Origin of the sequence: Mesotoga prima MesG1.Ag.4.2 (genome assembly GCF_000147715.2) — a bacterium.
Taxonomy (GTDB): Bacteria; Thermotogota; Thermotogae; order Petrotogales; family Kosmotogaceae; genus Mesotoga; species Mesotoga prima.
This window is the reverse complement of sequence record NC_017934.1, coordinates 1,163,119-1,173,906: the sequence shown is the minus strand read 5'-3', so window position 1 is coordinate 1,173,906 and position 10,788 is coordinate 1,163,119. Positions and strand designations below refer to the sequence as shown.

Here is a 10,788-nt window from a genome sequence, read left to right as displayed (position 1 = left end):
CCCGCTATGCGCTGACAAGATCAAAACCGGATCCCGAAACAAGTTCGGGATGACAGTGTGAGGTCACCTCGGAAACGCCGCATTCAGTCATGCTGAACTTGTTTCAGCATCCCGTTCTAAGACCCGCTCTGCGCTTAAGTACGAAGACCCGCTGGTCGCTGTGAAAGGCAGTTCACTGCTGACTGTGTAACTAAGGACCGGCTCTTATGACCGACGCAGTCGGAACTGGCCTCGCCGAAGGCGAGACTGGCCAGGCGTAGCCTGACTTGCCTGCGTTAGCAGACTGGTTCCCAAATGTTCCTAAGGTCCCGTTTTTGCGAAAGACCGGGATCGTGACCAGGAGCATTGTCAGGATGACTTGAAGGACTTTCATCCCATAGAGTGGTTCTGTCTCTTTTTTTGTGTAAACCCCTTTTTTGTAATGGGTTTAAGAATCAGCTTATGTACTTAGCTAATCTTTCATACTTTATCACAAGTTGAGTAAGGATCCTGGACCAATCAAGAGTTCTTACTGTCCATTTCTTTGTTATGTTCATTATTGCTAGATAAGCCATCTTTAAGAGAGAATTGTCTGTTGGAAAGACTCCTTTGTTCTTCGTCACCTTCCTGAGTTGTCTATTAACTGATTCAATGGGATTAGTTGTATAAACCAATCTTCTCAGTTCCTCTGGATATTGAAAGAAGGTTGAGAGAGTTTCCCAGTTATCTTTCCAGCTTTTTATTGACAAGTGGTATTTGTCGCCCCACTTCTCTTCTAGTGCAAGCAATGCATTCCATCCTGCCTCTCTTGTAGGTGCCTGATAAATTGTCTTGAGATCGCGTGCTAGAGGTCTACGATCCCTCCAGGTAACATATCTCATGGTGTTTCTTATCTGGTGAACTATGCACTTCTGAACCTCTGAGAATGGATATACAGCCTCTATGGCTTCTTCCATTCCGCTTAATGCATCTATTGAGAAGATTGCCACGTCTTCAACCCCGCGATTCTTCAATTCGTTGAGAATGCTTAGCCAGTAGCTTGCTCCTTCTGTTTCACTTATCCACATGCCTAGAATGTCTTTGTGGCCATTTAGGGATACTCCTAAGGCTATATAGAGTGCTTTCTTCCTTACCTGGTTGCTTTCAACGACCCTGAAGAATACGGCATCCATGTAGACTATCGCATACGCAGATTCTAATGGTCTGTTTCTCCATTCGGAGACCAGTGGCAGTATCTTGTCCGTTATCCTGCTTACGCTCTCTGCAGACAATCTGGAACCGTAGATATCCTCTATATGACTCTGAATATCTCTTACTGTCATTCCCCTTGCATACATGGAGATTATCTGATCCTCTATACCAGAAATGTCCCTCTGGTGTTTCTTCACAACAACCGGTTCAAATTCACCTTTCCTGTCTCTTGGTATCTCAAGTTCTATTTCTCCGTAATCGCTCCTAACTGTCTTCTTGCTATGTCCATTCCTGGAATTGTCAGTCTCTTTGTTCTTGTAGTCATGCTTCGAATATCCAAGCTCATCTTCCAGTTCTCCTTCAAGCATTTCTTTGATTACGTCACCAAACAATTCCTTCATTGCCTCTTGAACATCTCCAACGTTTTCAAATCCATTCTTCTCGATTAACGACTTGATCTTTTCTCTGTCAAATTTCATCTTCTTTTCCCTCCAATCTTCTCTTCCATTCTAGAGGGTTTACACAATCTTCTTTACATACTCCATAGAGTCTGCCCGGACGAGCTCCTCTTCTGTCATCCCGTAGTGATCCTGTACGGGATCTCGCTCAAACAACTGCTGTACGCTTGGAAAAGCTGAGAAAGAACACATTTGAGACGTTCGCTTCGCTCACGAGAAGACGAGACTTCTCGCATGTCTTCATTCTCTCTCTTTCTCTCTTCTCCCTCTCTTCTCTCTCTCTCTTCTCTCCCTCTCTTTCTCTCTCTTCTTCTCTCTTCTTGCAGGAGCGTTTTCAAGAGGAGCTTATTATCAGTCCGGCAACAAAGCGGGTGTATACTAAAAATGAAACCATATCTTTTTTGAGGGGTGAGAGCGTTGAAAGTTACGAGGAGAGCTTCTCTAGTTGTTCTTTTGATTGTGCTTCTTGGCGGTATGCTTTTCGCAGCCGGAAGCGAGTACACTGTTGTAAAGGGAGATACTCTATGGGAGATCGCAAAGGCGTATGGTGTCGACTGGAAGGAAATTGCCGAACTTAACGGAATCACTGATGAGTTTGCACTTCAGGTGGGAACGGTCTTGAAGATTCCTGAAGCCTATACGGAAATATCCGTCATGATTCCCAATATCGATCATGAGATTCCCGCTGTTATCTGCATACCCAACGGTGACGGTCCATTTCCGTTAGTTGTTATGCTTCATGGAACAGGCTCTGATAAGAACGAGGCCGGTGGTGGTTACCTGCTGGCAGCTCCAGCGCTTGCAAAGGCCGGTATTGCGAGTGTTCGCTTTGACTTCATTGGGAACGGCGAGAGTACTGCCGACTACATTAACTACAATTTCACTTCAGCCGTAGACGACACGAACATCGCGTTCGCTTACGCGGCAAGTCTTCCAAGAGTGGACGGTCATCGGGCTGGGATAATGGGCTGGAGCCAGGGTGGAACGATCGCTTTGCTTGCGGCAGGACAGAATCCCGCTTACAAGTCTGTTCTCTGCTGGGCTGGCGCTCCTGACCTGTCAGGCGTTGGAAGCTTAGAAGCTTACGAAATTGCGAAGCAGAATGGTTACTATGAGCTGACCTTTGAGTGGAGAAGCCCTCTTAAACTGGGACTTCAGTGGTTCGACGAGGCCTACGGAACGGACGTCTTGCAGGTCTTCTCTAACTCAAGTGCACCGGTGCTTGCTATCAATGGTTCAGAAGACACAGTAGTCGATCCCGTGAATGCGCAGAGAATCGTCGATGCATCAAGAAATGAGAAATCGAAGGTTCTTATAATCGAGGGCGCAGACCACACCTTCAATATATTCACCGGAGATATGACCGCATTCAATCAGCTAATAGAAGCCACTGTAGATTGGTTTAGCAAGACACTGTAAAAATCGTTCTTCGAAAGCACGATAAGTCACCAAAAAAGAGGGACAAAAGAAATGAATCAGTCCCTCTTTTTGCTTTTCTTTATCTGAGTCTCTACCCAATGAATCACGAGCTTTCGTTTGATTCAGCGATTTATCGAAAGGGCGGATCTCGATCTTCACATCTTTACGTTAGTGAATAGTTCCTCAATGCTCTGTCTGCGGCGAATGAGCTTGACCTCTTCTCCGTCCACGAGCACTTCCGCAGGGAAGGGCATTCCGTTGTAGTTGTTTGCCATTGAGAATCCATATGCGCCGGCATTCTCCAAGACTATTGCGGTTCCGGGAATCGGTACTTCGAGCTTTCGACCCCTGGCAAGGATGTCACCGCTTTCACACAGCGGGCCGACCACATCGGCAGTGACGGTCTTTTTTGTGCTTGCGAGGACCTGAATTCTGTGATGGGCATCATACAGCACTGGTCTTATCAAGGCGTTCATTCCAGCGTCGGTGACAATAAATATCTTTTCCGAAGGCTTGACGCTTACTACTTTGGTGACCAGATAGCCGGCCGGACCTATGATGAATCTTCCCAGTTCGGCTATCAGTTTACCGTCAAAGCCTGCAAAGATTCCGGATATTCCCTTTTGAAGTCTTTCTATGTCAAGTTCTTTTCCTTCGTAGTCTATTCCCCAGCCTCCACCAAGATCGATGTACTTGAATCCGTATTGCTTTGCACAATCGAGGGCCTTAGAATAGGCATCGAAGAAGGGTTCCACGTCCGTAATCTGAGAGCCTATGTGAAGATGTATTCCATCTATCCTGTCGGCAACTTCCGAGACCTTTTCTATGGGCACGCCGAATTTATGGGCCCTCAAGCCTGTCGATATATGCGGGTGAGTACGGGCATCTACATCGGGGTTTACTCTCAAGAGCTTGATCACATTTACCCCGTCCCAGAGCGGCAACTCCTGAAGCGAGTCGATGCAGACAATGTTGAGCCCCTGGTTCACGAAATGTGTAATGTCTTCGTGAGTTTTGCCGTTCCCGTTCCAGAGAATTCTCTTCATTCCGGCCATCTTCGACGCAAGAAGCTCGCCCCTCGAGACGACGTCGGCTCCGATTTCCTCCTCGGCCATGATCTTGAGAAGTGCGGGGTTGTTGTTGGCTTTAAGGGCAAAGACTATCTCTGCATCGAGACCCTCGAAAACGGTCTTCGCTTTCTTTATCCTCTTCCTTATCTTTTCCGCATCATATACGTATAGAGGTGTCCCAAACTCATTTGCAAGTTTCTGAAAATCAATCATTTAGTCCTCCAAAATCCAGTCGCTCCGTTATTTCGTCTATCTCTTCTTCCGTAATATTCAGCGCCGGAAGGAACCTTATGCTTCCCGCCGTAACATTTAGAAGAACCTTCCTTTCAAACGCGAGGCTCTTTATTCTTTCAGGGTTATCGGTCGAAACGCCAATCATGAGTCCCATGCCTCTCACTTCTCTTGCCCAGGGAAGTCTCTCCAGATTCTCCTTCAGATGGGCCCCACATATTCTAACACTTTCTAGAAGAGCCGAGTCCATTCTACTCAAAACGGAGAGCCCTGCTGCGAGGCTGACTGGATTCGGTGCAAATGTGGAGCCGTGATCTCCGGGATAAAAAGGCGATACGCCTCTGAACACGGTGGCCCCCAGGGGTAGTCCACCTCCCACAGCCTTTCCCAGTATTATCATGTCCGGCTCGATCGCGTAGTTCTGATAACCGAAATACTCTCCCGTCCTGCAGAGGCCACTCTGGATTTCGTCTGCTACGAGCAAGAAACCTCGCTCTTTTCTCAACTTCTCTATGGCTTGAAGAAGCTCGGCAGGGTATAGGTGAACACCGCTGTTCCCCTGAATGACCTCCACGAAGACCGCGGCAATTTCATCAGACAATACTGCCTTTTCAAAATCCTGAACACTCTTAGGAATGAACCGAACGTCTGGAAGTAGCGGTTCAAAGGGTTTGCGAAGCCGCTCGCTGTATGTTAGGGACAGAGCACCCATCGTTCTTCCGTGGAAGTTCCCCTCGAACGAAATCAGCTTGCCCTTTTTTAGCCTTCTTACAGCTTTTATAGCGGCCTCTGTGGCTTCCGTTCCGGAATTAGCGAAGTAAACTTCGCCTTCGGAATTTGAGAAGTCGAGGATGAATTTGCTGAGAGAAATCGCGTCTTCGTCGAGGAAGTAATTCGAAGTGTGGGAGAACCGCTGAACCTTTGAAGTAACGGCTTCGACGGTCTTTCTATCCGTGTGCCCGAAAGCAAGAACCCCTATTCCGGCAAAGGTATCGAGATACTCGCCACTATCCGTCTCGATTCTGATGCCGTGGGCACTGCGGATCTTCAATGGAAATGGCAAATAAACGTTTGACAGCATCTCATCATCTCACAGTTCGAATTCGTCGAGCAGGGCCTTCAAGGCCTTGCCTGCCTGAGATTTTGGAACCAACACAGAGATCTTTATCTCGGAGGTTGTCGTTGCTATTATTTTCGCGCCGGCCTTCTGAAGGGCCAAGAAGAAACGAGAAGCGACTCCTGCACTCGACCTCATGCCTACTCCCACGGTGGAAATCTTCGCAACGTCCTCATCTATAGCAAGCTCCCAGTTGTCTACATCGACCAGGACGCTTTCTATCGTGCTCTTTATTGCAGCGGGACTTGCTGAAAGCACAGTGAAGGCCAGATGAATGTACCCATTATCGTTTACTATCGAGATCATGTCTACGTTGAAACTCGATCCAGCAACCGCCTGGAAGATCTTGCTTACGATGTCCGTATTTCCGGGAAGTTTGTTTATTGCGATCTTCAACTGGTTTGTGTCAATAGTCGCTCCAGTTACTACAGGCTGTTCAAGCCATTCCGGTAGCCTGTTCACCACTCTAGTACCTCCTTCTTCACTGAATGAAGACAAACACAGGATTTCGACGTTATACTTCTTTGCTATTTCCACAGACCTTGAATGGAGGACTTTTGCCCCAAGGGCTGCCAGTTCAAGCATTTCGTCATATGTTATGTAGTCCAGTTTTTTCGCATCCTTGTGAAATTTCGGATCACAGGTGAAAATACCTGGGACATCGCTGAGTATTTCACATTGAACACCGGCTTTGGCAGCGATTGCGACTGCCGAAGTGTCGGAACCTCCTCGGCCTAGCGTTGTTAGATTCCCTTCCGGGTCGACACCCTGAAATCCGGTGACAACTATCACATCGTGCTTCTCAAGCTCGGCGTATATCTTGTCGAGATTAAGATCGGCGATTCGCGCGTTATCGAAATCGCCAAACGTTGAGATCTCCAGCTGCATGGCGTTTTGCGAGATAGATCTAACTCCCATCTCTATTAGAGTCATCGAGAGTAGAGCGGCCGAAACCTGTTCCCCGGTGGAAAGAAGCATCGCCAGTTCCCTGGGATCGGGATTTTCAGTTACGGATTCTGCTAGAGATATTAGCTCATTCGTAGTCTTTCCCATCGCAGAGACGACAACGATCACTTTTTCCCCTGCGTCGACCTTCTTCCTTATTCTTCTTGCAACGTTTCTTATTCTTTCGGTATCGGAAACAGATGAACCTCCGTATTTTTGAACGATCATCTAGCTCTCCTGTATCTCACGCAGCTCTTGAACGAGACTCGTTTTACTTGCCGTCTTCTCGTCGAACCGCTTAACTACTTTTGCTGGCATTCCCACCGCAACGGAATAGGGCGGAATATCCTTTGTGACCACAGCACCGGCAGCTATTACGGAATGATCGCCGACTCTTACACCTTCAAGAATAACCGCGTTGGCTCCGACAAGCACGTTGTCTTCAATAACGACGGGAGTGGCACTGGGCGGTTCGACCACGCCTGCAACAACGGCCCCAGCCCCTATATGGCAGTTTGCTCCGATAATCGCCCTTCCCCCGATTACGGCGTTCATATCTATCATGGTGGCCTCACCGATTACAGCTCCGACATTCAGAACGGCGCCCATCATAATCACCGCATTGTCGCCAATCTCTACGAGATCACGAATTATCGCTCCCGGTTCTATCCTTGCGTGGTATTTGGTCAGATCGGCCAGGGGAAGAGCGGAGTTCCGAGCTTTTACTTCGATGTAATGAGCCGAAATTCTCTCTGAATGTAACTCGAGAATAGCTTCTATCTCTTTCAGATCACCGAAGAGAATCCCGAAATCCTTTCCGCCGACAAATCGCACATTTTCATGTTTCAGACCTCTCAAATCACCGGATAAGTAGCAGACCGCAGGGGTCTTCTTTTTTGCGTCTCTAATCATCCTTATGATCATCTCTGCGTCCATCTTATTACCTCCTCAAAGGAGTAGAAACCCTTCTCATGCTCCAGGCAGAATCGAGCCGCGGTCAGTGCGCCAATGGCGAAAACTTTTCTCGAGATCGCTCTGTGAGTTATCTCAATTACCTCGCCTTCGTTCGCAAATACTATGGAATGATCCCCCGGAACTCCCCCCACCCTCAGCGAATGAATGGGAAGATCCCTCTCCGTAGCGTCTTTCAGCATCAAGGCTGTTCCCGAAGGCGCGTCCTTCTTCCCGCTGTGGTGGGTTTCAATCAACTCTGCCTCAAAGTCTTTCAGTAGTGAAGAGAACTCTCTGAGAATCATCTTCATGATATTTATGCCTGTGGAGAAGTTATAGCTCTGGACCACAGGCACCTTCTCAGAAAGAGTCCTGAGATCTGTGAGGTCTGACTGACTAAGAGCGGTGGTACCGATCACCACACCTGCCCCGAACTGCACGGCCAGTTCGATCGTAGTCTTAAGTACTTCGCGATTCGAAAAATCCACGATCACTTCCGGTTCGCCGTGCCGGAAGATCCCTGTATCATTAACTTCGAGCACAAGATCATGTCCTTTAAAGACCTCGATAATCTCTTTTCCCATACGGCCCGTGGAACCGGTCAAACCATATCTCACAGGACACCACTCTCCTGCAAAGCCTTCCGGACGACGTTTCGGTTTCCTTCTGAAAGCTCGTAAAGCGGTAGACGAAGTTCGTTTTGGCAGTAGTTCATAAGGCTGAGCGCGTATTTTACAGGAATAGGATTAGACTCCACGAACAGTGCCTTCATTAAAGGCAGAAGCTCCAGATGGAGCCCTCTAGCTATATGAAGATCGCCCTTTAGGATCGAATGAATCATGGTGGATGTCTTCATCGGCGCAACGTTGGAGATTACCGAGATCACTCCGTCACCCCCGCTGCAACAGAGATGGAAGGCCTGGTCGTCGTTTCCGGACCAAACTTTGAAGTCAGATTCCTTTGACCGCAAGGCGGAGATGAGGTAGTCGACCTGATACTGGTCCCCGCTCGCCTCCTTTACACCAACGATGTTATTGAACTCTAGACATCTGATTACCGTGTCCGGCAGGATGTTTGCCCCTGTCCTCCCCGGTACGTTGTAGATGATAACCGGTCCCTGTACGCGCGTAGCTATCTCTCCAAAGTGTCTGTAAAGGCCCTCTTGTGTCGGTTTATTGTAATAGGGTACAACCACAAGCACGCCGTCGGCACCCTCGTCAAAAGCCTTCAGCGAGCTCTTTATTGTCTTCTCCGTCGAATTCGTCCCGGTACCCACTATTACGGGTACCTTGCCGCCTGCCTCGTCCACTGCAATTCTTATCAGTTTGGTTCGTTCAGATTCATTTATAGTCGGTGATTCGCCGGTCGTGCCGAGAACTATCAATGCCTCTATTCCGTTCTCAAGCTGGAAACGAAGGAATCGCCTGAATGAGCCGAAATCAACGGCTCCGTCTTTAAAGGGCGTTATAACTGCAGTTCCAGTTCCTCTGAACATTTCTCCACACCTCCTCCAAGATAGGCGGATCCATCTCTGAATGACACGGTAAGGTCCCCGCCATTTGCCTGCAGAATGACTTTTTCACAGCCAGTTCTCCGCGAGTAGAGCCATACTACTGAGGTGGCACCACTTCCGCAGGCACCGGTTTCGCCTTCAACACCCCGTTCGAATGTCCGTATCCTGAGACTTCCTTCTTTCTTAACGGTGAATACGTTTATATTTGCATCGTAAAGATGTCTCAGAGGCAGAAGAGCGTTCCAATCTACTTTATCTGTGTCTCCTTCGATAACTAGATGCGGGACGCCTACGACGACTATCTCTCCAGAATAATCTTCCTCTTCAAAGGTACCGAGAAACCTGGGAGACGGCATTCGTACGCTGACTAGATCGTCCACTTTACCCAAAACGTTGCCCGCGTGAGAGGAGAATTCTACCAAATTGCGCTTCTCCTTCTCGTGAATGAAATAAACGTAGGTCCTCGCCCCGTTCCCGCAAAAAGCGGCTCTGTTTCCATCACAGTTGTAGTAGTCCATGAAATCTCTTTCGACGAAGATAGCTCCGTCTCTTCCGTCTACATACTTCAACACAAGAAGGCGTTTCTCCATATCGCTCAGTTTTCTCTCTCTAGAGTCGACTACAAGAAAGGTGTTTCCCGTTGCGGTGTAGTATGCTCCTCTCATCATTAAGCGCCTCCCATATGGGCTTTCATTATTCTGACCGCGTTTGTTGCGGCACCAACGCGGATGTTGTCCGCTATGTTCCAGAAAAGGAATCTGCTGGAATCGAAGGTTCTGAGTCGTGATACATAGACGAGATCGGAACCGGCAACTTCGAGGGGGGTTAAATGATCTTCGCTGTAAACAACGTTCTCAGAGTTTTCAATCACACTTTTCAGGCCGTCAAGCGTAAAGGGCTCGATCGTTTCGACGAATATGGATTCCGAGTGGCCGTGTGCAACGGGAACTCGAACAGTCGTAGGCCAGACGGAAATTGAATCGTCGCCGAAAATCTTTCTCGTTTCGTTGACCATCTTCATCTCTTCGGTTGAAAAACCGGTCTCAAGTAGATCGCCTATTACAGGTACGACATTTCTATGTATCTGTCTGATGAAGACGGTTGAAACAATCTCGCCGGCCTCCTGCTTTTCGAGTTCGGCGACTCCTTTGTTCCCTGCACCTGATACCGCCTGATAAGTAGAGACGACTATCGTCTTGACTCCGTATCTCCTGTATATGCCACTTAAAGAAAGGACCATTTGTATAGTAGAGCAGTTCGGGTTTGCAATGATTCCTTTGTAGCCCTTAACGAGAAAACCGTTGATTTCTGGCACAACGAGAGGAACCTCAGCATCGCTTCTGAAGGCCGACGAATTGTCGATCACCAGAGCCCCTTTTTCTGCAGCTATTGGCGAGTAATGCCTCGATATCGACGCCCCTGCCGAGAAGAGCACGTAATCGTAACCCCTGTCAAAAGAATCTTCGCGAAGCTCGACGACCTCTAAAGTTTTGTCTTTGAGAGTGAACTTCTTTCCCACACTTCTGCTGGAAGCGTAGAGATCGATCACTTCTGCTGGAATGTTCTCTTCTTCGAGTTTTTTTAACATCATTCGGCCAACTTCCCCGGTTGCGCCGACTATTGCAATTCTCACTAAACCACCTCCTGAATAACAAAAAGTGTTCCCGAAGAAAACGGGAACACTTCAATGGTTTGAAATAATCTCTTATTCCAACCCACCGGCTCTCCACGCATTCTTCGTGACAGTCATACAGGTATTTCCCGTATGCCCAGAAGTCGGTCGCTGGGGCTTCCGCCTTCTTCGGCACCCTCGCCTTTCGATCCGTCCCGATTCCCTGATGGACGTCTACTCATCTCGGGTGCTCCTCCGTTGGGTAACTTTCGATTGATTATATCACGCTGGTCTGGTGCTCA

The 10,788-nt window shown here is 48.3% G+C and carries 10 protein-coding genes and 1 riboswitch; of the genes, 1 reads left to right on the top strand and 9 read right to left on the bottom strand.

What is annotated here, in order from left to right; all coding sequences use genetic code 11:
• Window positions 1-434 precede the first annotated feature (434 nt).
• Window positions 435-1,649, bottom strand: a complete 1,215-nt coding sequence (locus THEBA_RS05660; RefSeq protein ID WP_014730611.1) for an IS256 family transposase — start codon at window positions 1,647-1,649, stop codon at window positions 435-437.
• A gap of 396 nt (window positions 1,650-2,045) precedes the next feature.
• On the opposite strand from THEBA_RS05660, the gene THEBA_RS05650 reads away from it, so the two are divergent.
• The gene (locus THEBA_RS05650) at window positions 2,046-3,047 is read left to right on the top strand and encodes an alpha/beta fold hydrolase (RefSeq protein ID WP_014730811.1); all 1,002 of its coding nucleotides are present in this window, start codon (window positions 2,046-2,048) and stop codon (window positions 3,045-3,047) included.
• 155 nt (window positions 3,048-3,202) lie between these two features.
• Here the strand turns inward: THEBA_RS05650 and lysA are convergent, their stop codons facing one another.
• Genes lysA through THEBA_RS05610 form a run of 8 tightly spaced genes read right to left on the bottom strand, consistent with a single transcriptional unit; the run spans window position 3,203 to window position 10,507 of the window.
• Window positions 3,203-4,330 (bottom strand): diaminopimelate decarboxylase, encoded by a 1,128-nt coding sequence (gene lysA, locus THEBA_RS05645; protein WP_014730810.1) that lies wholly within the window; start codon window positions 4,328-4,330, stop codon window positions 3,203-3,205.
• Entirely contained in the window at window positions 4,323-5,429 is a 1,107-nt protein-coding gene (locus tag THEBA_RS05640; RefSeq protein ID WP_014730809.1) for an aspartate aminotransferase family protein, read from the bottom strand. The genes lysA and THEBA_RS05640 overlap by 8 nt, the downstream gene beginning before the upstream one ends.
• A 9-nt stretch (window positions 5,430-5,438) precedes the next feature.
• Window positions 5,439-6,638 carry an aspartate kinase gene (locus tag THEBA_RS05635; RefSeq protein ID WP_014730808.1) on the bottom strand — a complete coding sequence of 400 codons (1,200 nt, stop codon included), beginning with the start codon at window positions 6,636-6,638 and terminating at the stop codon, window positions 5,439-5,441.
• Window positions 6,639-7,346 (bottom strand): 2,3,4,5-tetrahydropyridine-2,6-dicarboxylate N-acetyltransferase, encoded by a 708-nt coding sequence (dapD, locus tag THEBA_RS05630; protein WP_014730807.1) that lies wholly within the window; start codon window positions 7,344-7,346, stop codon window positions 6,639-6,641.
• Entirely contained in the window at window positions 7,331-7,978 is a 648-nt protein-coding gene (locus THEBA_RS05625) for a 4-hydroxy-tetrahydrodipicolinate reductase (protein ID WP_014730806.1), read from the bottom strand. Before THEBA_RS05625 ends, dapD begins: the two co-directional genes overlap by 16 nt.
• The gene (gene dapA, locus THEBA_RS05620) at window positions 7,975-8,856 is read right to left on the bottom strand and encodes a 4-hydroxy-tetrahydrodipicolinate synthase (protein ID WP_014730805.1); all 882 of its coding nucleotides are present in this window, start codon (window positions 8,854-8,856) and stop codon (window positions 7,975-7,977) included. The genes THEBA_RS05625 and dapA overlap by 4 nt, the downstream gene beginning before the upstream one ends.
• On the bottom strand, window positions 8,826-9,542 hold the full coding sequence (locus tag THEBA_RS05615; RefSeq protein WP_014730804.1) for a diaminopimelate epimerase: 717 nt from the start codon (window positions 9,540-9,542) through the stop codon (window positions 8,826-8,828). Before THEBA_RS05615 ends, dapA begins: the two co-directional genes overlap by 31 nt.
• On the bottom strand, window positions 9,542-10,507 hold the full coding sequence (locus tag THEBA_RS05610) for an aspartate-semialdehyde dehydrogenase (protein ID WP_014730803.1): 966 nt from the start codon (window positions 10,505-10,507) through the stop codon (window positions 9,542-9,544). Before THEBA_RS05610 ends, THEBA_RS05615 begins: the two co-directional genes overlap by 1 nt.
• Before the next feature lie 78 nt (window positions 10,508-10,585).
• Window positions 10,586-10,752: riboswitch (Lysine riboswitch) on the bottom strand.
• Window positions 10,753-10,788 lie beyond the last annotated feature (36 nt).

Coding starts and splice junctions, on each gene's coding strand:
- THEBA_RS05615 (WP_014730804.1), bottom strand. CDS start 9,542: ATGATGAGAGGAGCATACTACACCGCAACGGGAAACACCTTTCTTGTA.
- THEBA_RS05635 (WP_014730808.1), bottom strand. CDS start 6,638: ATGATCGTTCAAAAATACGGAGGTTCATCTGTTTCCGATACCGAAAGA.
- dapA (WP_014730805.1), bottom strand. CDS start 8,856: ATGTTCAGAGGAACTGGAACTGCAGTTATAACGCCCTTTAAAGACGGA.
- THEBA_RS05640 (WP_014730809.1), bottom strand. CDS start 5,429: ATGCTGTCAAACGTTTATTTGCCATTTCCATTGAAGATCCGCAGTGCC.
- dapD (WP_014730807.1), bottom strand. CDS start 7,346: ATGGACGCAGAGATGATCATAAGGATGATTAGAGACGCAAAAAAGAAG.
- THEBA_RS05660 (WP_014730611.1), bottom strand. CDS start 1,649: ATGAAATTTGACAGAGAAAAGATCAAGTCGTTAATCGAGAAGAATGGA.
- lysA (WP_014730810.1), bottom strand. CDS start 4,330: ATGATTGATTTTCAGAAACTTGCAAATGAGTTTGGGACACCTCTATAC.